This window comes from Halarcobacter ebronensis (assembly GCF_013201825.1).
Classification (GTDB): domain Bacteria; phylum Campylobacterota; class Campylobacteria; order Campylobacterales; family Arcobacteraceae; genus Halarcobacter; species Halarcobacter ebronensis.
This window is the reverse complement of the sequence record NZ_CP053836.1, coordinates 1936352-1958299: the sequence shown is the minus strand read 5'-3', so window position 1 is coordinate 1958299 and position 21948 is coordinate 1936352. Positions and strand designations below refer to the sequence as shown.

The following is a 21948-nucleotide window of genomic DNA, read 5'->3' as shown; positions in this document are numbered from 1 at the left end:
ATTTATTTAGCTGTAATTATTGCAATAATTTTAAAGGGACTTGCACTATTTGCTTTTGCTATGTCTCCAATTGAGTTTGCATCAACATTTTGAATATTCTCTTTTGTCAATTTTAATTTAGCACTTTCATAATCAACTCCTAAAACCTCTAAAGAGCTTTTAATTGGTGCATCAACAACACTTTTTAATACTAAACCTTTTGGGTCATTGCCTATATTTGCACTTTGAAAAATGAAAATGGCACTTATTACTACAACAATTAGTGATACTCTAATAAAAATTTTCTTTTTAAAGTAGCTTTTCATAGGTTTCCAATTTGCAACAAGATGCAACACCACAGCAGCAACAAAAAGTAAGCCTAAAATTTCATGTAACTCTTTTACTTGACCATTAAAAATTTTAAAATACAACATTACTCCACTAATTCCAACAACTAAAAATATAAGAGTTGTAAGAGATGTTGCCAAATCTTTAAATTTAAATCTATTCATAACTTCGTCCTTCTAAATCTAATAGCAAAATTATAACATGATAAAATTACTAAAATTGAATCTTATATTAACCAAATATTAATAAACTTATTTCAAATTAAATCCTTAACAATTTTAGATTATAATACATTAAAATTTATTATTGAAAAAAGATATGAAAAACAGTAAACCAACAACAAAAATTATTGCAGGAAAATATAAAGGGAAAGTTTTAGAACTTCCATCTTTAGATGTAACAAGAAGTTCAAAGGCTAGGCTAAAAGAGTCACTTTTTAATGTATTACAATTTGATATTATTGATAAGATTTTTATTGAAGCTTTTGCGGGAAGTGGAAGTATTGGTCTTGAAGCAATCAGTAGAGGTGCAAAAAGGGCATATTTTGTAGAGTTGGATAGAAACTCATATAAAATTTTGACAAAAAATTGCAAAACCATTGAACCTGATAGTTGCCAAACTATGATGGGTGATACTTTTGTTCAAACGCCAGCAACTATTAGTAGTCTAAAGAACTCTAATGATGAGTTAATTATATATATTGATCCCCCTTTTGATTATAGGGAAGGGATGGAAGAGATATATAATAAAAGTTTTCAGATGATTGAAAATATTGAAAATGAAAATATTTTTATTGTTATTGTTGAACATGTTTCAACCCTTGATATGCCAGAAGTCTTAGGAAAATTTGTTTTAAATAAAACAAAGAAATTTGGAAAGAGTTCTCTTTCATATTACACGTACAAGTAAATATTTATGGTAAAAGTAGCTTCATATATTTTAGTAACACTTATTTTATTGGTATTTCTTCTTCCATTTTTTTATACTACTTCACCATATATACTAGATCCTACTAAAATATTACAAGCTCCCTCTTTACAACATCTATTTGGTACAGATAGATTAGGAAGAGACATTTTAGCAAGGGTTTTAAATGGAGGTCAAACCTCTTTGATTGTTGGTTTTTTAAGTGCAGCAATTGCTTCAATCATTGGACTTTTTATTGGTATAAATGCAGGATTCTTTAAAGGTAATATTGATAAATCTATTACAATTATAATTGACCTGTTTCTAACTTTTCCTACTTTCTTTTTACTTTTAGCTCTTGTTTCATATATTCAAGCTTCCTCTTTAATTTTAGTAATTGTTATCTCTATTACAGGATGGATGGGAATGGCAAGGCTTATTAGAAGTGAGAGTTTTGCAATAGGAAATAGACCTTTTATAAAGATTTTAAAACTTGCAAATGTATCTAAAATGAAAATTATCTTTAAATATTTTGCACCACTTTTTGCTCCTATTTTTCTTATCTCTTTTACTTTTGGAGTAAGTGGAGCAATATTGGCAGAATCTGGACTCTCATTCTTAGGTTTAGGAGTAAATCCTCCTAATATGTCTTGGGGAACTCTTCTTAGTGATGGGAAAGCTGTCATAGATATTGCATGGTGGGTTAGCTTCTTCCCTGGTCTTATGATTTTTATTGTAACTTTTTGTCTGATACAAATATCAGATTTTTTACAAGCAAAAGCAAACTCAAAAGAGATTCAACAAACCTAAGTTATGAAACTTTTATAAGATTATCTTGTAATTTTGAAACTCTTTAACCACTCTTTTGCTATACTTTTTACTATTTTTTTTAAGGAAAATATTTGAAGACAATATTAAATATTATAGTATTCTTAGTTCTTTTTCCCTTACTTGGGTTTTGTGCTGATAATACAGATAAATCTACTGTTTATGGGGTTCTTACCCTTTTACCGCCTTTAGTTGCAATTGTACTTGCTTTTATTACAAGAAATGTAATTTTTTCATTATTTATGGGGATATTTGTTGGTGCATTTATGATAAATATTAGCCAAGAGAATATTCTCTCTTCTTTATACAATGTATTTGTAGATATCTCTTCTAAAATGGTTGGTTCACTAGCTGATTCTTGGAATGCAGGTATTGTTTTACAAGTTTTAACAATTGGTGGAATGATTGCTCTTATTACTAAAATGGGTGGTCCAAAAGCTATTGCTGAAAAACTTGCAAAAAAGGCAAAAACTCCTGCATCAGCTCAGATTTACACTTGGATTATGGGATTTTTTATCTTTTTTGATGATTATGCAAACTCACTTGTAATAGGACCAATTATGAGACCAGTAACAGATAAGTTAAAGGTTTCAAGGGAAAAATTAGCATTTATTATAGATGCTACTGCTGCTCCAATTGCTGGACTTGCTTTGATTTCAACATGGGTTGGTTATGAGTTATCACTAATTAAAGATGCTTATGAAGCAATTGGACAAACAAATATAAATGCCTTTGCAATTTTTGTTGAGACTTTACCTTATAGATTCTACAACATTTTAATGTTGGCTTTTGTATTCTTTTCAGCTCTTACTTTAAGAGAGTTTGGACCTATGCACAAAGCAGCAACAAGAGCCCACCATAAAGGTGAAGTTACTGATCCAAAAACAGATAGTGCCCTAATGAATCAAGAAAACTCTTTTATGTTGCCAAAAGAGGGAATAAAATACTCTATTTATAATGCAATTATTCCAATTATGGTTTTAATAGTAATGGCAATTATTGGTTTTTATATCAATGGAGTCTCTTCTTTAGAAGGAGATGCTTTAAAAGTTCTTGAAGCTGATCCATATTCATTTTCTTCTATTAGAGAAGCTTTTGGTGCAGCTGATGCCTCTGTTGTAATCTTTGAAGCAGCTTTATTATCTTCAATTGTTGCAATTGCAATGGGATTAAAACAGAAAATATTTAACCTGCATGAAGCATTAGAGACTTGGGTATATGGTGTAAAAGCTCTTGTAATAACTGCTGTTATTCTTATTTTAGCTTGGTCTTTAAGTGCAGTTATGAAAGAGGTTGGAACAGCTAATTATTTAGTAACATTACTTTCAAGTTCTACTCCACAATTTATTCTTCCAACAGTTATTTTTATACTTGGTTCTATTATCTCATTTTCAACTGGTACTTCATATGGAACAATGGGAATTTTGATGCCTCTTACAATCCCTTTAGCAAATGCAGTTGGTATTCAAACAGGTTTAGAGGGAGTTGATTTACATAACTATATAGTTTTAAATGTTGGAGCAGTATTAACAGGTGCTATTTTTGGAGACCACTGTTCACCAATTTCAGATACCTCAATTTTATCTTCAATGGCATCTTCTTGTAATCATATGGATCATATTACAACACAACTTTTTTATGCTATTTTTGTAGCTGTGATTGCAGTTGTTTGTGGATATTTACCTGCGGCATTTGGTGTACCTGCATATATCTTATTACCTCTTGGATTTTTGATTGTTTTTTTAGTAATAAGATTTTATGGGAAACCTTATCTTTTAATACAAAAATAGAAGAGTATTTCTCTTCTATTTTATTCTAGTTTATATCCACACTCTTTACTATTTGCAATTTCTAAAAAAGGAACTTTTCTTTTAATTCTGAAAATTGAACCTCTTATTTTACTGATATTGACAATATCTTTTTCCCAAACATATGAAAATAGACTCTCATAGGAGACATAATTGTTTTTATTTTTACATAATAGATATATTAATTTTTTCTCTTTTCTTGTTAATAAAATCTCTTTATTATCATGATAGAGGGATTTTTTTTCTAAATTAAAGGAAAAACAATTTTTTAGTTCTACTTTCTCTTTTCCTTTTGTATAGCTTTTTGAATTTTTATTTATTATAAAATGAATAGCGATTAAAAGCTCTTCATATTTTATTGGTTTTGTAAAGTATGCTTTTGCATAACTATCTTTTATCATCTCAAGAGTATCCTCCTCCTTATGAGCACTTAAGAAAATAATAGGAATTTTATATTTCTGATAAATTATATTACAGCTTTGAATTCCATCTGTTGGACCTGAAATATTTATATCCATCAAAATTAAATCAACATCTATCCTACTATTTAATGAATCATTAATTTTGACAATTGTTTGTTTATGAGAGTTTGAAATTCCTATTACATTAAAGTTATTTTTCTTCAATGTATTTTTTATATCTAAAGCAATAATCATCTCATCTTCAACAATTAAAATATTCTTTTTCAAGATAAAAACTCCTTTATCGACTATCTTAATATAATAATTTTTTTAAAAACAAATTTACGACAAATTTAAAATATATATGATTATTTTTTATTTTTAAAAAGGAGAGAATATGGATAAAAAAATAAATCAAGAGGGGATAGTTTTAATCAAGCACTTTGAATCACTAAGATTAGAAGCATATCAAGATAGTGTAGGAATTTGGACTATAGGATGGGGACATACAGGAAATAGAGATGGAAGTGTTTATAAAGGACTTATTATCACTGAAGAAGAGGCTGAAAACTTTTTATTAGAGGACTTAAAAGTTTTTGAATCGGGTGTTAATAGTTTAGTAACTTTGGATATTAATGATAATCAATTTTCTGCATTGGTTTCTTTTGCTTTTAATTTAGGAGTTAACAGTTTAAAAAAATCAACACTTTTAAAGTTGTTAAATGAGAATAATCAATTTAATTGTGCAAAAGAGTTTGTAAAGTGGTCAAAAGCTGGTGGTATTAGATTGGAAGGTCTAGTTAGAAGAAGATTATCTGAACGAAATCTATTTTGTTCCTATCCCAATTTTATAGTAGAAAAACTTACTAAGGATTGGGAAAATAACTATTTAGAGATGTAGGTTTTAATGAAATATTGTCATGCCCTATTAGCAGTTATTCTTTTTTCTCTTTTTGGTAGTTTAATGATTTACAAAATTAATAATACTTTTCCAAATGAGTTAAAAATTGCAACTGCTGATAAATTAGGAGCTTACTACTATTTTGCACAAAAGTATCAAAAGGTTTTAAAAGAGGAGGGAATAGATTTAAAAATAGTACAGACAAAAGGTTCTTTTGATGCACTTAAACAGTTAAGTGAAAGAGATGTAGATATTGCTTTTGTTCAAGGCGGTACGGCTTCTAAATATAAAGATAAAAATCTTATCTCATTAGCAAGTGTTTTTTATGAACCTTTATGGGTTTTTTATAAAAAAGATTTGAAGATTAAACATCTTTCAGATTTGAAAAATCATAATATTTCCATAGGACAAGAAGGAAGTGGCACAAATGAATTGTGTAAAACTTTATTAATTGAAAATAGTGTAAATGATCTGAATAAAATCTACTCTTATTCAAATGAGGAGGTTTTAAATAGGTTAAAAAGAAATGAGCTTGATGCTGTTTGTATAGTCGTTTCAGCTCAAGCAAAAGTAATAAAAGAGTTATTAAATTTAAAAGATATGGAGCTAATGTCTTTTAATCGTAATTTGGCATATAAAGTTAAATACCATTTTATAAATAGTATTGTTTTAGGTGAAGGAGTAATTGATTTATATGAAAATAAACCTTCAAGTGATAAAAAACTGCTTGTTACTACTGCATCTTTGGTTGTAAGAGCTGATTTTAATCAAAATTTGCAAAATCTGATAATTAGAAAAATTGAAAAAATACATAAAGAGGGTGGGTTTTTAGATCCAAAAGGATTTTTCCCTTCTATTGAGTTTGTTGATTTGCCTATTAGTGAAAATACAAAAGCATATTTGCAAAATGGACCATCATGGATTGAAGATTATCTGCCTTTTTGGTTGTTCTCTTTTATCGAACAATCTTTAATTATAGTATTACCTTTGATCCCTTTAATAATTATTTTAATAAAGATGATTTTTCCCTCTTACTCTTTATATATAAAACATAAAATATTTTTGTATGAACAAAAGTTATATAACCTAGAAGATAAATTAGATGAAAATTTAAATGAGAGTGAGTTAGATGAGATTAATAGGCTTAAAAGGGCTATAGAGAGAGATTGCATAGTATATTTTCTTTATACTCAAATATATTATCTTTTGATTTTAAAGCTTTATGTTTTAAAAAAACGTTTAACTGACAATAAGAACAAATTTTAATCAAATTTTTCTAAGTCATACTTTCATCACTTAATTCAAAACAAGTCGACATTTTGTTTAAGTACAAAACTATGAAGGAGATAATATGGCACTAGGTGATGAATTTAAAGGTTTACCAATGGAGTCTCTAATTGGAGCTCCTCTTACGGCTGCTTGCGAATCTAATTTAAAGTTAGCAAAAACAACAGCTGAGTTTATAGATACAGTTGGGTTTGATACTCAAGGGGACAAAAAAGTTGTAAGAACTGCACAGTTTGCATACAATGTTTTTGATCAAGACGGAAAAGAACAAAAAGTTGATATAGATGTACCTCTATTAGCTGTTGTTCAAATTCCAAGTTTAAAAGTAGATTTAGTTGATATAACTTTTGATATGGAAATTAGAAGCTCAGAAACTTCTAAAAGTTCAGAAGATAAACAAGCCTCTTTATCTGCTACAGGTAAAATAGGTTATGGTCCATTTAGTCTAAAAGTATCTGTGTCAGGTTCTGTATCTGCACATAAAGAGAATACAAGAAGTACAGATAAATCTGCAAAATATCATGTTCAAGTAAGAGCAACAGATCATGGTATGCCTGAAGGTTTAGCTAGAGTCTTGGATATTATGAATAAGGCAATTGTTCCAACTGGATTACCAGCTTCACAAGCTAAAGAGAAAGCTATTACAGAGTAACTTCACAATACACACCTTTTTTGGTGTGTATTCATAAAGGAAAAAAATGGATGATAAATTTTCATTAGCAGATGTAAAACACATCAAACGTATTACAGTGGGGGATGTTGACCCAAATAAACCAATGAGTGACGAGAAAAAAGATGAACAAGTTAAAAGGCTTAATGAGTATTTAAATGGTTATCCAAAAGGAAAATTAATAGGAAAAGATGTAAGTTTTGCTATTTTCCAAGTAGGAGAACATCAACTTACTACACAAGCTACAACTTATCATATAGGTTTTCCAAGAGAAGTTAATTAAAAGGATAAGTAATGGCAATTTTTTTAGACAATATATTAAAAGCAATTCATAATTCAGTTATAGAGGCTCAAAAAATTTCAGAGCAACAACATATGAGAGCTTTAGGTAGATATTTTTATTTAGATAAAAATGAAGAGATTATGGAGTACGAAGGTGTAACAATTGATGATTTAGGGATGCCTAAAAATGTTGATGTAAAATTACCGTTTATTGAGGAAAATGAACTAAAATATCATGATGTACAGATTCCTTTGATTGCTTTAAGTCCTCCAAGTTCTATCAAAATAAAAAACTTGAAAGTAAGCTTTGAAGCTAGAATTACAGGTGTTGATGAGAGTCAAAAAAGGGAAAAAGGTTTTTTCAAATTTTTTAAATCAAAAGATGGTTCTAGGCAATTAGAGAAAAAAGATGATAACTCTTCAAAAGGACCAATAAAAGTTGATTTTTCAGGTGATAATAAAAATGCAGGTGTGGCAAAAATTGAGATTGAATTTGAAAACTCAGATGTACCTGAAACTTTTGCTAGAATTAATGATCATATTGTAAAGACTTTTCCATTTTAAAGATGGTAAAATATAAAGAAGGAGAATATTATGAATAAAATAAGTGTATTTAAAATAGTGGTTTTTTTTGTGGTTTCTGTATTAAGTTTAAATGCTGATGTTGCATATCAGCAAAATTGGAATAGACAACCTCTTCTTGAAAGCGACATAAAAACTAAAGCTGCTTTAGAAGAGTTTCTTAAAGAGTCTAATTGTAATAAGGTGGCTGATTATTCTAAAGATAAAAATTTATCAGCTGTTGTAATTAGAGGATTAACTGTAAATGATAGCCTTACTTCTCCACATTATGAAATTAAACTTTATAATTGCCCAACTTCTAATCTAACTTATGAAGGGAATATGTTAGGTTGTGGAAAAAATAATTGGGCTGGAACTTATTATATTTTAGAAGATGGAACTTGTAACTAAAAAGAGAGAACTCCTCTTTTTTAGATTTTATTTAAGAGTTTATCTAACAAAGAAGTTGATAAAACTCTTTTTGCAAAACCTAAGATGTATGTTGCTTTTGTAACATAGTATCTAGGTTTTGCTCTTTTTGAGTTCATTATTTTTAAAACAACATTTGCAACACTACTTGCGGGAAGATTAAACAGACCTCCATCATCTGTACTCTCTAATCTTTTTTTTACCTCTTTTTTATAGATTTTACTAAAGAAACTATTTTCTATATCTATATTTTTTCTAAAATTATTCAAAGAGTTTTCCCTAAATTTACTTGTAACTGGGCCGGTGTTTATGGTACTTACAGTTATATTTGTATCTAATAACTCTAATCTTAAAGTATCTGCAAGTCCTTCAATTGCATATTTTGAAGCGTTGTATGCTCCTCTAAATTTAAGGCTTATTATTCCTAAAACAGAGGAGTGTTGGATAATTTTTCCATATCCTTGTTTTCTAAAAATTGGCAAAATTTGTATTGTAACTTCATGCATTCCAAAAAAGTTTGTCTCAAACTGCTCTTTTAAAACTCTTACAGAGATATCTTCAACTGCTCCTGGTTGCCCAAACCCTGCATTATTAAAAACTGCATCAATTTTTCCATCTTTTGAAATAATATATTGAAGGGATTCTTTTATATTTTGAGCATTTGTTACATCAAGCAAAAGTGCGTCAAAGCCTAAAATTTTTAACATCTCTACATCTTCTTTTTTTCTTGCACTTGCATAGACTTTTATGCCATTTTCTTTTAGTATTCTTGCAGTTTCAAATCCAATACCACTAGAACAACCTGTTATTAAAATATTTCTCATTAAAAACCCTATTTAGCTCATTATTTAAATGATGATATAATATCCAAACAAAGAATAATATTGGATTTTGTATGGGTAAAAAAGTAGTTATTTTAAGTGGAGCAGGGCTTAGTGCAAGTAGTGGAATCTCAACATTTAGGGATAGTGATGGCTTGTGGGAAAAACATGATATAAATGAGATTTGTAGTGCAGGGTGTCTGGATTGGAACTATGAAGCTACAATAAATTTTTATAACCTAAGAAGAGAAGATATAAAAGACAAAAAACCAAACAATGCCCATAAAATGATTGCAAGAGTTAAAGAAAAATATCCAAGTATAGTTGAAGTAATTACCCAAAATATTGATGATTTATTAGAAAAAGCAGATTGTAAAGGGGTTCTTCATCTACATGGTTTTTTAAAAGAGCTTAGATGTATGAATTGTGAAAGAGTAGTAAACATAGAGTATAAACTCCAAGATAGTACTAACTCAACTTGCTCTAAATGTGGAGGTAAACTTCGACCAAATATTGTATTTTTTGGAGAAGCTGCACCACAATATGAAAAATTATATAAACTTCTAGAAGAGTGTGGACTCTTGGTAGTAATTGGAACAAGTGGTTATGTGATAGATGTAAGCTTTTTATCCCAATATGCAGACAAAGCAATATTAAATAATCTTGAGCCAAGCCAAGCAATAGTTGAAGATTGCTTTGATAAAATCTATTATGAAGATGCAAATAGTGCTTATAAAAAAATTGAAGATGATATAGAGGAATATATAAATAGTCTATGAGAAAAAAAGATTTAGAGATAAAAGAGCTTTTAGATAAAGAGATAGCTCTTAGAAATAGTGAGTTTGAACTTTCTTATGAAAAACCAGATCCACTTTTAGTTGCAAAAAGATATAAAGATGAATATGCAATTTTACTTTGTGCTCTTTTTGCTTATGGTAAAGCAAGTTTGATTGTAAAGTTTTTAGATAGTCTTGATTTTTCTCTTTTAAATGGGAGTGAAGAGAATATTGATAAAGAGTTAGATAGTTTTTATTATAGATTTCAAAATACTCAAGATGTAAAAAACATTTTTAAAACTTTTAGAAGAATGAAACAGGAAAACTCTTTAAATGAGATATTTTTAAAGGCATATAAAAAAGAGAACAATATCTTAGAGGGCTTAGATTTTCTAATAGAAAATATCTATAAATATGCAAACTATAACTCCCAAGGATTTACTTTTTTGGTCTCAAACAGACTAAAAAGGGACTCAAAAAATAAAATAAAAGAGATGGGAAATGCCCCATATAAAAGATGGCATATGTATTTAAGGTGGATGGTTAGATTTGATAATCTTGATTTAGGGCTTTGGAAAGGTATTGATAAATCTGATTTAATTCTTCCTTTGGATACTCACACTTTTAAAGTATCACAAAAACTAGGATTACTAAGCAGACAAACATATGATTTAAAATCTGCACTTTTAGTTACACAAAAGTTAAAAGAGTTTGATATAAAAGATCCCATAAAATATGATTTTGCACTTTATAGAATTGGTCAAGAAAAACTATACTAATCCTATAATATAGTACTTTAAGATATAACTAAAATAAATTAACACACTTTTAACACGCTTAAAACAATTTAATCAAAATTGTAAAATCTAAAAGAAAAAAAGAAATTTTGAAATTTGTTGTTTTTTTTAGAAACACATATAACCTTATATACTTTTCTACTTAAAACAGCAATAAAATAATTTTTATACCTGAACTTTTTATCGTATAAATCCCATATTTAAGGGATTTGTATTTTATTAAACTAAAATAAATAATATTTTTCAAATTTGCTTTTTGTTTTGTTTCTTGGTTATAATTTCATATATATATGCATATATACTAACAAAATTAAAGGAAAAATTATGATGATAGCAATTGATGAAAAGAGGTTAGAAATTTTAGAAGAAAAAATCTCAAACCTTGCTGAATATTTAATAAAAAATCAAAATAATAAAACTTCAAGTAATAATACAACATTAGAGTTAATGACTGTTAAAGAAGCATCTAAATATTTAAATATATCTGAAATAAGTGTTAGGAAGATGATTGAGAGAAGGGAAATAAAATTTAAAAAAATTAGGACAGCTATTAGAATAGAAAAATCAGAACTAGACAAACTAGTTAAATAAATTCCACTCTTTTAATCCAACGCCAATTTTTTTAAAAGAGTGGGTAATTAAATCCAACTACAGGTTTTAATCATCTGCATTATAACATAATTACTGCATATGATTATTTAACTTTTAATGTAATTTATTAAAGGTAAATAATGAGTAACAATAAAAAGTTCTTTTGGTTGAAACTAAAGAATGATTTTTTTGATAGAGAAGAAATCAAAATAATTGAAAATCAACAAAATGGAAAAGACTACATTATCTTCTATATGAAACTATTGCTAAAAAGCGTAGAGAGTGAAGGTCAGCTTTTTTTTAGAAATACAATTCCATATTCCCCTGACATGTTGGCAACAATTACAAATACATCAATTGACACAGTTAAAGTTGCAGTAAGCTTATTTATTGAACTTCAACTTATGGAAAGATGGGATGATGGTACTTTATTTATGATAGAAACTCAAAATATGGTAGGTTCGGAAAGTAAATGGGCACAGTATAAAAGAAATGAAAGAAAAGAAAATAAAAACAAAATTGGACATTGTCCAACGAGTGTCCAAAAAAGTCCAATAGAGATAGAGCAAGAGTTAAAAGAAGAAATAGAAACTGAAGATTATTCAAACTGGGATGCATTAATCTGCATGCATGAAGTTGAGAAAGAAAAAAAGAAAAAATCAAGAGCTTATACACAAAAGCCAAGAACAACGAAATCAACTGCTCATAATACTGCTTAAGCAACTTTAATCGTGCTAAATAACTACAAGGTACGCAGTACCCACATTTTTGGAGTACCAAAAATCGTGGAAAAGGGTTAGAAATTTTAATTTTATGGGTAAGCTAATTATTTATTCATAAAATTAATTTTCTTTAATCATAGACCAACTTGAGCGTAAGCGAAAGGCGGTAGCAAGCGTTTGCAGTGAAATTTTAACTATCTAAAAGTTTCGCTATGTCGCTTGCCTAATATTTGGATTATAATATGGATTTTAAAAAATATAAAATTAGAGTAAATAAATATCCTTATTTACTTTGGTTGGGATATACGACTGATATAAATTTAGACTTTAAAAATAAGAAAGCAGTTAGTGAAGTTGCAGAATCAAAATTTAAAAAAGTTGATCTATGGAAAGTTCTTCTAATGAAGTACGGTGTTTTTGTGTTCATAATTTTTGGATTATTTATATATCCAAAAGAGCTTTTAGATTTTAAAATATTTGGAGCTTCTTTAATATCAGTTGCAATTGGTGGATTTGTACTTATCAAATTTCCAAAATATTTTATCAAGTTTCTAGTTCTATTGCTAGTAGGTGGTTTTTTAGTATTTTACAATTATATACAAATTGGTGTGTATGTAGAAAGCTATGTAATGTATGCTTCTCAAATAATCATAGTAGCTATTTTAATAAGAGATATAGTTAAAAAGAAATATGAAAATTACTATTACTTAAAAGATATCAAAAAAGTAAATCAAGTAAATCTAACAAAACAACACAATAGACCACTTATACCTCTACTTCCAAGAGTAGATTCTTTTGGTTGGCAAGGCAAGGGATTATTTAGAGTTAAAAGAGGATTCAATTTTGGATTTAATTTTAGCGTAGGTGGATATTTTATGAGGATTGAAAATGAAGTTAAATAAACTAATTTTAATATGCATATTAGCCTTAAACTATCTTTTTGCTAGTCAAACTCCAAGTGAGATTATAAATAGCTTTGAAGACACTTTAAATCAAAAAGAAAGCTATATATCATCATATCCAAATAGAAATAGTTGTTATTACGAGTGTCCTACATTAAAAGAAGGATATTTTGGAAGAATTGCTAACATAGATATCAAAAGAGGTGAAACTTCTTGCTATGTATATGACAAAAAAATGCCTGATAATATTCTTGCAAGAGTTTCAAATGTAAATCAATCTTGTAAAAGTGAATATAATAATATAAAAATTCAACCTTTAGAATCTAAACCAAATGAATCAATGAGTTTACAAAATTTTGAAGATCTAAAAAAGATTGAAGAAAAATATAAAAACTATAGTAACGTAGGTACTAATCAAGAATTCGTAAATCTTTCAAAATATATGATCGCTGGTTTAACTGTAGATGAAGAAATTATTGATGTACCAAGTACTATAAAATATAACCAAGTTACTTTAAATAGTGGTTATACACTTTACCCAAATTCAATTGTAGTGAATGAAAATAAATCATTACTTGATGAATTAAAATCAATAGTAAATTCTGCTAGAACTTCATTCCAAGAAAGTTTAGGAATAGATATAAAGGAATCTCAACCTAATACAAATACCATAGAAAATAAAGACTTAGTAAGTACAGTAAAAGGCTTTTTAACTAATTCAATAATCTTTATAATTAACTTTTTAAACGAATACAATGATGTAATGTTAATAGGTAAAACTTTCATTTTATTTACCATAATACCAATTACTATTGGAATGTCAGTTCTTTCAAAACTAACAAAATATGTAAGTAATGTTAGTGATTTTGATGATATAGCAGAAAGAATAATATTAGGTGTTGCAACTATGTTTATATTTTTCTTTTCAACAAGTAATATTAAAGTTGATGATAAAGAAAATAAGATATCTCAAACTAACTTTCATCAATTAATAAGACCTGTTCTCTATAAAGGTGCATATTTAGCAGATTTGGCAAGTTCAAGTGCCACCAATGCATATTTGAAATATAAATTAAGAGACGTAGGCTTAGCTCCTGTTTCTACAATAAATGAAATAAGCTTAGAAAAAGAAAAAATAAACTATGAACAAACTAAATTAACAAGCTTATTAAACACTTGTTCTGATATTTATAATACAGAAGCTTTAAAACAGTATATAGGTGTAACTGTTGGATTAAATCAAACTTACCCACCAAGCGAGAATCTAAAAAGGTATTCTTCTCAAATAGGTGGTGATACATATACTAATTTTTATAATACAAGCTTCTTAAAAAATGAAAGTTTTATAAAAATGAATGGACTTTATAGTGTTAGTTCTTGCTATAAGTTTGAAAGAAAATTTTTAGAGAATAAAACAGAATTAAAATCATTAAACTATTTAATTAAATCATATCAAAATGCAAAAGAGAATGATGTAATTAAAAAGCAAGTTGAGATTATTGCAAATATGCAATATAGAAACAATTCTGAATTAGGTTTTACAAGCTTACCAATGTTGGCAACAACAAGCTTTTTTATAGATAATATAGGCTTAAAAGGTAGCTTTGAAGAAGAACAAAGAGAACAAACTATAAAAGACTATAGGAAATCTAGTGGCTATGAAATTGGTGCTATAGCAGAAGGTGAAGGTTGGATAGATTCATCTATAAACTGGTCTTTTTCAAATATACCTTATGTTTTAGTGCCAGGATTTGACTCTATACAAAGATTTACAGAGACTTTATTGTCACCTTTAAAACTATTTCCAAGTAAGCTTATAAACTTAGTAAATGACGTTTCAAATAATGTTCAATCAAAAAATGCAAACATTATAAACAAGGGAAATAATAGTAATTCTGTTCATTCAAAAATGACTAATCAAAAGCCTGTAACACAAAACTCTTTATACACTATGGCTTCTAATTTTAAAAGTTTAGTTTTGGGAATAGTAGCTGATATGGCAGAGGGAATACTTGACGCTTTAATAAAAATACTATCTATATTTCTAGCTATATTAATTATTAAATATTTAATTTCATATTTACCAATTATAGCTATTTCTACAGCTTCTTTTATGGTTATATTTTTCTACTATTTTATGATTGAAATTTATTACTTAGCAGTTCCATTTATGATAGCTTTTGCATTCTCAACTAACCAACTAGAACACCTTAAAACATTTATGAAAGTAGGTTTAACACTAGCTTTTAAACCCTTGCTAATTGTGATATCTATCGTGATGGCATTATTTGCAAAAGAGTTTTTTGAAACAATAAACGTGATGTTAATAAATCTACAATTTGAGCCAATGTATGCACTCAATGAAGCTTCTAGTTTTTCTATTGGTAGCTTCTTCGATACTTTGGGACTTACAACAATAAAAGGATTTTTATTAATAGGAAATTCGATAATAGGTGTATTTGTTGTGTTTTATTTAGTGTTCAATGGTGCAAATATGATACTTGATATTTTTGGAATCAGAGATTCAATTTCTGAAAATCAACTTGTAGGAAATGTAGAATCAAAAACTGCTAAATGGCAAAATCCAATTTAATAATTTAATCTAAAAGGAGTAGGGCAATGAGAGTAAACAATAAAAGATTAATGGCAATTGAGAAAATGTATGGACTAGTTCCAGTAGTTACAAGAAAAGTAATTAAAGTAAAAGGTGAAGAGTTTTCGGGTTGGTATATAAATGGATATCCAAGTTTTGCAGATTTATTAAAAATTATGTCGTTATCAGACATTGAAAAAATATATGATTCAGGAGAATAAAAATGAAAAAAAGTTTTTTAATAGTAGTTATTTTAGCAAGTTTATCAGGTGTATTAAATGCAAAAGAAAATGGGTTTGTATTTGTAACTATTACAGATGGTAAAGGGAAGATGAGAATGGTAGAGAAAGACACTTTAGATAGATTAAAAAAAGAGAATAAATCTAATAAAGAGATATTTGAAATTTTAGAAAAAAAACAGAAAGAGTTTGAGAAAAAATTCATTAAAAATATTCAGGGGTAGAATAAAGAAAAATCATAAACCCCTTGTGGGTTAGCAATGATTTTCAAATTTCATCCTTTAGGGTGTTAATTTGCAAATTAACACCCCAACTATGTGAGGTATAAATTTGCTTTTCTTTTAAAACCCGCAAGGGGTATGAGAAAAGTTTCAGAATAAAAAGGGGTAGGGGAGCAATGGCAGTTTCTAAAAGCAGTTTTAATTTTCAAAAAGCAGACTTACAAAGAGCCGAAGAACACAATTCAAGAACTTCAAAAATCACATATCTTTTAAAACATTTAGATTCAAATAAAGTAAATGAAAATAAAAGATATATGGACTATGTCAGATTTAAAAAATTAGCAATAGACTCATACAAACAAAAACATAATCAATCTATGCAGAAAAAACAAGTAGATAATCTATTCTTAGAAGCAGTGATAAATTTAAAAAAAGAACATAACGTAAAAGATATAGAAAACCTATTTAAAGAGCTTAAAAAAGAGTTTACAGGATTTGAATTACTTGATGTCTCTATTCATAGAGACGAAGGAGTGTTTTTAGATAGTCCATATCCTGAAAATGAATTAATCTATGACAGTATTAATTTAAAATGGTATCACAATGATTTAGATGTTACAGATGAAATTATTGATTATAAACCAAGTAAAGATATCTTTTATAATGAAGATACAAAAGATTGGTATTTAGATAAAGAATTTAAAATAAAAGCTGATATGTCAAAACTACAATTAAAAATGAATTATCATGTACATACTATATTTTCCTTATATGATTTAGATACTTGTAAGAGTGCAAGGTTAAATAGAACTAAAATGTCTTTACTTCAAACAAAAGTAGCAGAGTTTTTAAAAATGGAAAGAGGAACAGTTTGGAGCAAAACTAAAAGAAAAAATCATTGGCAGATTAAAGAGGAACATGCAAAAGTTAGAGAACAAAAACTAAAAAAGAAAGCTTCTGATAATGATTTAAAAGAGATTATTAAACAACAAAGAAAAGAACTTCAAAAGTTAGGTGCAAAAAGGGAAGAACATGCAAAACTTGAAGCTTTACATAAAAGCTTAAAAATACAATTAGAAGATGATAATTTAAGTATAGAAGATATTGAAAATATTGTTAGTAATGCTTCATATTTTAAAACTGAATATGAAAAGTTAAAAATTAGAATTGATGAAATTATTAATGAAAATATTGATTTAAAAGAATCTCTTAAAGATGTAAAAGATGAAGTTGAAATATACAAGCAAGTAATTAAAACTTTAGAAGCTGATATTGAAGAACTTAAAAATAAAAGTGCAATGTATTTAAATTTAAATGCCGATGTAAGTAAAGAACTAAAACAAGCTAAGTTTACTTTAACAAGCTTATATAATGAACTTGAAAAATCAAAAGAATCTAATAAAAATCTTCATTCAGAGAATAGAGATCTAAAAGAATATATACAAGCTTTAGAAATTGAAAATGATAAGCTTAGAAAAGAAAATACAAGCTTGCATGCGACTATTGATGATATGGATGAAAATTCATATCAAAATATAATGAATAGAATAAAGCAACATACAAATAACTACCAATCAAAATCAGAACCTTTAGAAGAAAGTTCAAATACTAAAAGAAAATTTAGAAAAAAATAAAAGGAATAAAAAATGAGTTTAGAAAATAGTCAAGAAGATTTTATTAGTAATGAGGAACATAAAAGTAGAATGGAAAGAATAAAAGCTTTTGTAAGTAAATGTAGTATAAGAAATTGTCCTATTGTTAATATAGGTAATGGAAGTGAAGAAAAAGAGTCAAATGTAGAGACTTTTAATAGTGATAATAAACTAAAATTAGAGCCTATTCCTGATACATCATATCTCAAAAAGAAAGTTAATAGGTAAGTAATATTGATTTTGTCCTGCTAATATATTAATGAGTACTTAATAATGGTGCTTTTCTTAATATATTAGCTAGATAATATAATATATTAATAGGACATTCTTTAAAAATATGTGTTTTTTAATATATTAGGTGGACAAATGATAATATCTAATATATTAGCAAGATAAAATATTTTTATTTATTTCCTTGTATCTTTTCTTAATGTAGTTGTGAAATGATATATAAGGTATATCATAATTATTTTAGAAATACTTTTATCAGTAAATTCTATATTGTCTATATCCTTTGAGAAGTCAATAACATTTAAAAATCTAACAAGATATTCAATTCCATTATGCATATAAAAATAAAAAATGGTGCTTAATATTAATGCTAAGATGTAAATATATAGTTTTTTACTCTCATCTATATAAGTTTTAAATGATAATGCTAATATTGAACTTACTAAGGTAAAAGATAAAACTGCTATTTCATCAATGTCTAATTGTGAACTATAAAAAAAACCACTATAAAAAAAACCTATATAAAACATCCAAAACAATGGTAACATCCAATTTAGTCCATGATTAGATATATTATTATTCATGAAATAAACAATATGATCTAAAGTATTATGTAAATTAAATCCTTCTTTTTTTAATTCTTCTCTCTTTGCTATTAGTTCATAGCTATGAAACCTGTTAGCATCAATTTTATTACCATTATTTTCAAGGATTTGTTTAATCTCTCTAAAAGTACTTCTTGAAATGTTTTTTAGATCAGAAAAATGTAAATCAGAAATTTTTACGTTAATCTCTTTACTAAAAAAAGCTTTATCTAAATCTGTTGTTTTAATGTAAAGGTTTTTAAAAGAAGTATCATTATTAAAGCTAACTCCATCTAAATCAAGCTTAGTATCAAAAAAAGAATTAATTAAAAAGAACCTTCCATTAAATGTGCATTCCATAAATCTTAATTGTTCTTGTTTTTTATCTAAAGATGTGTTTATCTTATTAAATGATATATCAATATCTGATATTACCTTCCAAAATGTTATACGATTTATATTGCAATTTTCAATATTAAATTTATTTGATTTATTGTTCTTAAGTTCAATATGTTGTAACTGTAACATTTCAATAGTATTACCAATTAAATCAATTTCAATATTTTCAATATTCTCTACTTCATTATTACTTAAAAGAATACTTAAATTTGTAAAAACACAATTGCTAAAGTTACCTTTATTTAATTTTATTGTTTCTATATGACTAGCTATGTCTATATAAATATTTATTTCTGATTCTACAAAAACAAGATAAAAAGGGAAGTCAATAGATTCATTTAAAATTTGAATATGAGAATTTTTTAATATAAAGGATATAAATGCTCCTCTATTACTTTTTTCTAATATGGAATATAATGAATTAATTTCTTGTTTTAATAATCTTGCAGTATTACCTTTTGAATTATTAATTATTTTAATATCTGAAAATACTATTTCAATAGTGCCAGGACTATTGTCTTGAATATTAATCACAGGGGTACTTTTAAACCATTGTGATAGTGGAGAATTTACCATGTGGTAATTAACAATATGTTCTATTTCTTTTTTGGTATTCAAATTACTTCCTAGTTTTATCTATACGTTTCATTCATAAAATTTAGAAAAGTGTATAAAGTTATACTACTTTCTAAGATTTTTATATTAATCTTCTATTTTTTAGTACTTCACAAATTTCCTGATAATCTTCTCTTATTGCCCGTTCTAAATCCGATTGTTTCTCAATTGGTAAATCTTTTTGTGGTAAGCTATCAAATAAATCTTCATGCTCTTTTTTTAATCTTATTAAATCTTCTTGTGATAAATCACTATATGATCTATTCTCATCTAACAAAGTGCTTACTAAATCTAAGTTTACTTTTTCTTGTATTTGTGACTTTTTCTTAGCTACTACCATACTTTCAAGATTAGAATTATATTGATAGTCTGTTCCTGTTGTTAAATCATCTTCATACATATATGCTCCTTTTTTATTTCTTTATCAATTATTTTATCACTTAGCAAGTAAAATAATCTTTCAGGAATATATAGTAGTATATAATGTTATATATTAAAATAACAAAGGTCTTTTATGAGTGATTATAATAATTATAAAAGTGCAAAAAATAAAAGTAATTCAAATAAAAGAGATAATGCATTAAAACTTTATCTCTTTATTTATGTATTATATTAAAAAGGAAGTTCAATCTCAGAAGTTTGACACCAATCATTCCATTCTTTAATTTCTCCTATAAATTTATTTCCTTCATTATCTATATCTTCATATTTATCAATATTAAAATCTCTATAAGAGAATTCAATTCTTTGATTTTCAATATCTAATTCAATAAAATAGTCTGCATTATTAGCATCTATATCATTGTGAAATGTCTGATAATTACTTGAAATATAACCTGCATATGCACCACCTTCTACACATAATTTTTGGTTATCTGTCAGTTTATTGAGCACATTTCCAAAAAACATTTTTGCAATAGAATTAGATAACTCTGCAGCTTTTTCTTCTATTTCTTCAATCAGTTCTTCTCTTGTTTCTTCGTCATCGTCATACTTTTCATTAAATCGAATTTCTCCATACTTTTTAGACAATTTTTCAATTTTTATAAAATTTGATTCAATATGCTTTCGATTTTCAAATACATTCGATTTAAATTCTTTGATTTGATTATCTTCATCATCAATATAATCTTTTTTAATTTTTTCCAGTAATGCTTGATAAGCTTTAAAGCCATTTTTTTTAGCTACTTTATGCAACGCCTGATTATATGTTATCTTTTGATTAACTTGAAGTTCTTTTGCCTCGTTTTGGATTTTCAATAAGCTAATTGCTTTCATTTTTTCCTCTTTTAATTCATTTTGCTATTTTTATATTTGCACTCATTAATACTACATTGCAAGAATCAATTCAGAAATCTGAAACCAATCTTGTAAGTTTAAGACACTTTACCATACCTTTCGGTGAGTGCGGTTGGTGTGAATTACCAATTACAACATATTATATCACAATAAGTAATAGTTGTAAATAAAACTATTAATATTTATTGAATTTGAAAAGGTTTATCCAAAAGCAGATGTATTAAAAAAACTTCATGTGTCTGTAAATAAATTTAGAGTAGAAACTTAACGGTATTTAATACGGTACTATAAAAAATATATTTAATAAATCAGCTATAAAATAGGCTTTATGTTATATAGTTTAGTTCCTGATTGTGGAACTTAATATATTCATAGGATATTGTAATATAAGCTTAATATTTATACTTTTATATCATATTCTCTGCAATATCTTTATGCTTTTTTAGTAATTCTTTTACTTTATAATTTCTATTTTTTTAAGCTTGTATTTTTATCTTTTTTTTAACAATTTATTATAACAAAAAGTATTCAAAAAATAATTTATAATTTAATAAAATTTCTATATAATTAAATCTATATATATTTATTAAGGTTATTATGTTTAGTAAGTTGATTAAGTTATTTATAGGATTATGTGTTTTTTTATTCATAGGGTGTTCATCTAATAATAAAAATTTAGAAAAAAATAAAGACTTATTTGTAGAAGAAAATAGTGAACTAGAAGTTAGTGAACCTTTTATACTTAAGGAACAACAAATTATTTTAAAGAAATCAAAGTTTATTAAAAAAAATGGATCTTTTAAAAAGATTGATTTAGGTTCATTATAATGAAAAGAATATTTGGATTACCAATATATTTTTTAATAATAATAATTTTATTTAAAACTGTATATTTATTAGTAGAATCTTCTTATAATACTATTGTATTAGACTCTGGTGTTATAAAAGACTTTTCAGAGGAAATATTTAATAATCTTGAACTTTTAGGTCATAATATAACATCAATTGGTGTAACATTATTATTAATGCCTTTATCTTATTTGTTAATACAAAAAATCTTCAATAAAGGTGAATGGTTTAAGTTTATTCTTACAATGATTGTATCA

Annotated in this window: 26 protein-coding genes; 20 read left to right on the top strand and 6 right to left on the bottom strand. The window is 26.6% G+C overall.

Annotated features, from left to right (window positions below; translation table 11 throughout):
* Window positions 1-2: 2 nt before the first annotated feature.
* Window positions 3-491: a DUF4405 domain-containing protein gene (locus AEBR_RS09740; RefSeq protein ID WP_129086433.1), complete on the bottom strand. Its 489-nt coding sequence runs from the start codon at window positions 489-491 to the stop codon at window positions 3-5.
* Between the two features lie 154 nt (window positions 492-645).
* On the opposite strand from AEBR_RS09740, the gene rsmD reads away from it, so the two are divergent.
* The 3 genes from rsmD to AEBR_RS09725 all read left to right on the top strand — a co-directional run bounded on the left by rsmD (window position 646) and on the right by AEBR_RS09725 (window position 3851).
* Complete coding sequence (gene rsmD / locus AEBR_RS09735) at window positions 646-1236, top strand: 16S rRNA (guanine(966)-N(2))-methyltransferase RsmD (protein WP_129086434.1); 591 nt, start codon at window positions 646-648, stop codon at window positions 1234-1236.
* A gap of 6 nt (window positions 1237-1242) precedes the next feature.
* On the top strand, window positions 1243-2043 hold the full coding sequence (locus AEBR_RS09730) for an ABC transporter permease (RefSeq protein WP_129086435.1): 801 nt from the start codon (window positions 1243-1245) through the stop codon (window positions 2041-2043).
* A gap of 92 nt (window positions 2044-2135) precedes the next feature.
* Window positions 2136-3851 (top strand): Na+/H+ antiporter NhaC family protein, encoded by a 1716-nt coding sequence (locus AEBR_RS09725; protein ID WP_129086436.1) that lies wholly within the window; start codon window positions 2136-2138, stop codon window positions 3849-3851.
* Window positions 3852-3871: 20 nt separating this feature from the next.
* Here AEBR_RS09725 and AEBR_RS09720 read toward each other — a convergent pair whose 3' ends face one another.
* A complete protein-coding gene (locus AEBR_RS09720; RefSeq protein ID WP_129086437.1) occupies window positions 3872-4558 on the bottom strand; it encodes a response regulator in 687 nt (228 codons plus the stop codon).
* A gap of 109 nt (window positions 4559-4667) precedes the next feature.
* Here AEBR_RS09720 and AEBR_RS09715 point away from each other — a divergent pair, with 109 nt between their 5' ends.
* The 6 genes from AEBR_RS09715 (at window position 4668) to AEBR_RS09690 (ending at window position 8382) form a co-directional block, all read left to right on the top strand.
* Window positions 4668-5171, top strand: coding sequence for a lysozyme (locus AEBR_RS09715; protein WP_129086438.1), 504 nt, complete (start codon window positions 4668-4670; stop codon window positions 5169-5171).
* Between the two features lie 6 nt (window positions 5172-5177).
* Window positions 5178-6437 carry a TAXI family TRAP transporter solute-binding subunit gene (locus AEBR_RS09710; RefSeq protein WP_129086439.1) on the top strand — a complete coding sequence of 420 codons (1260 nt, stop codon included), beginning with the start codon at window positions 5178-5180 and terminating at the stop codon, window positions 6435-6437.
* An 85-nt stretch (window positions 6438-6522) separates the two neighbouring features.
* Window positions 6523-7110, top strand: a complete 588-nt coding sequence (locus AEBR_RS09705) for a DUF2589 domain-containing protein (protein ID WP_129086440.1) — start codon at window positions 6523-6525, stop codon at window positions 7108-7110.
* 46 nt (window positions 7111-7156) lie between these two features.
* Window positions 7157-7411 carry a hypothetical protein gene (locus tag AEBR_RS09700; RefSeq protein ID WP_129086441.1) on the top strand — a complete coding sequence of 85 codons (255 nt, stop codon included), beginning with the start codon at window positions 7157-7159 and terminating at the stop codon, window positions 7409-7411.
* A gap of 11 nt (window positions 7412-7422) precedes the next feature.
* On the top strand, window positions 7423-7974 hold the full coding sequence (locus AEBR_RS09695) for a DUF2589 domain-containing protein (protein WP_129086442.1): 552 nt from the start codon (window positions 7423-7425) through the stop codon (window positions 7972-7974).
* A gap of 30 nt (window positions 7975-8004) precedes the next feature.
* A complete protein-coding gene (locus AEBR_RS09690; protein ID WP_129086443.1) occupies window positions 8005-8382 on the top strand; it encodes a hypothetical protein in 378 nt (125 codons plus the stop codon).
* A 20-nt stretch (window positions 8383-8402) separates the two neighbouring features.
* Here the strand turns inward: AEBR_RS09690 and AEBR_RS09685 are convergent, their stop codons facing one another.
* Entirely contained in the window at window positions 8403-9224 is an 822-nt protein-coding gene (locus tag AEBR_RS09685) for an SDR family NAD(P)-dependent oxidoreductase (RefSeq protein ID WP_129086444.1), read from the bottom strand.
* A 71-nt stretch (window positions 9225-9295) separates the two neighbouring features.
* Here AEBR_RS09685 and AEBR_RS09680 point away from each other — a divergent pair, with 71 nt between their 5' ends.
* The 10 genes from AEBR_RS09680 (at window position 9296) to AEBR_RS09635 (ending at window position 17942) form a co-directional block, all read left to right on the top strand.
* Window positions 9296-10000, top strand: coding sequence for an SIR2 family NAD-dependent protein deacylase (locus AEBR_RS09680; protein WP_129086445.1), 705 nt, complete (start codon window positions 9296-9298; stop codon window positions 9998-10000).
* Entirely contained in the window at window positions 9997-10776 is a 780-nt protein-coding gene (locus tag AEBR_RS09675) for a TIGR02757 family protein (RefSeq protein ID WP_129086446.1), read from the top strand. The genes AEBR_RS09680 and AEBR_RS09675 overlap by 4 nt, the downstream gene beginning before the upstream one ends.
* A 342-nt stretch (window positions 10777-11118) precedes the next feature.
* Window positions 11119-11385 carry a helix-turn-helix domain-containing protein gene (locus tag AEBR_RS09670; RefSeq protein ID WP_129086447.1) on the top strand — a complete coding sequence of 89 codons (267 nt, stop codon included), beginning with the start codon at window positions 11119-11121 and terminating at the stop codon, window positions 11383-11385.
* A gap of 140 nt (window positions 11386-11525) precedes the next feature.
* Window positions 11526-12104 carry a phage replisome organizer N-terminal domain-containing protein gene (locus tag AEBR_RS09665; protein WP_206732659.1) on the top strand — a complete coding sequence of 193 codons (579 nt, stop codon included), beginning with the start codon at window positions 11526-11528 and terminating at the stop codon, window positions 12102-12104.
* Between the two features lie 245 nt (window positions 12105-12349).
* Complete coding sequence (locus AEBR_RS09660; RefSeq protein ID WP_129086449.1) at window positions 12350-13009, top strand: hypothetical protein; 660 nt, start codon at window positions 12350-12352, stop codon at window positions 13007-13009.
* On the top strand, window positions 12996-15602 hold the full coding sequence (locus AEBR_RS09655) for a hypothetical protein (protein WP_129086450.1): 2607 nt from the start codon (window positions 12996-12998) through the stop codon (window positions 15600-15602). The genes AEBR_RS09660 and AEBR_RS09655 overlap by 14 nt, the downstream gene beginning before the upstream one ends.
* A 26-nt stretch (window positions 15603-15628) precedes the next feature.
* Complete coding sequence (locus tag AEBR_RS09650) at window positions 15629-15823, top strand: hypothetical protein (RefSeq protein WP_129086451.1); 195 nt, start codon at window positions 15629-15631, stop codon at window positions 15821-15823.
* Window positions 15824-15825: 2 nt separating this feature from the next.
* Entirely contained in the window at window positions 15826-16065 is a 240-nt protein-coding gene (locus AEBR_RS09645) for a hypothetical protein (protein ID WP_129086452.1), read from the top strand.
* A 173-nt stretch (window positions 16066-16238) separates the two neighbouring features.
* Window positions 16239-17696, top strand: coding sequence for a coiled-coil domain-containing protein (locus tag AEBR_RS09640; RefSeq protein WP_129086453.1), 1458 nt, complete (start codon window positions 16239-16241; stop codon window positions 17694-17696).
* 12 nt (window positions 17697-17708) lie between these two features.
* On the top strand, window positions 17709-17942 hold the full coding sequence (locus tag AEBR_RS09635; protein ID WP_129086454.1) for a hypothetical protein: 234 nt from the start codon (window positions 17709-17711) through the stop codon (window positions 17940-17942).
* 179 nt (window positions 17943-18121) lie between these two features.
* Here AEBR_RS09635 and AEBR_RS09630 read toward each other — a convergent pair whose 3' ends face one another.
* From AEBR_RS09630 to AEBR_RS09620, 3 genes are all read right to left on the bottom strand, one after another.
* Complete coding sequence (locus AEBR_RS09630; protein ID WP_129086455.1) at window positions 18122-19546, bottom strand: hypothetical protein; 1425 nt, start codon at window positions 19544-19546, stop codon at window positions 18122-18124.
* 79 nt (window positions 19547-19625) lie between these two features.
* Window positions 19626-19943, bottom strand: a complete 318-nt coding sequence (locus tag AEBR_RS09625; RefSeq protein ID WP_129086456.1) for a hypothetical protein — start codon at window positions 19941-19943, stop codon at window positions 19626-19628.
* A gap of 212 nt (window positions 19944-20155) precedes the next feature.
* Window positions 20156-20821 carry a hypothetical protein gene (locus AEBR_RS09620; RefSeq protein ID WP_129086457.1) on the bottom strand — a complete coding sequence of 222 codons (666 nt, stop codon included), beginning with the start codon at window positions 20819-20821 and terminating at the stop codon, window positions 20156-20158.
* Between the two features lie 618 nt (window positions 20822-21439).
* Between AEBR_RS09620 and AEBR_RS09615 the strand changes: the two genes are divergently transcribed.
* Window positions 21440-21670: a hypothetical protein gene (locus AEBR_RS09615; protein ID WP_129086458.1), complete on the top strand. Its 231-nt coding sequence runs from the start codon at window positions 21440-21442 to the stop codon at window positions 21668-21670.
* Window positions 21671-21948 lie beyond the last annotated feature (278 nt).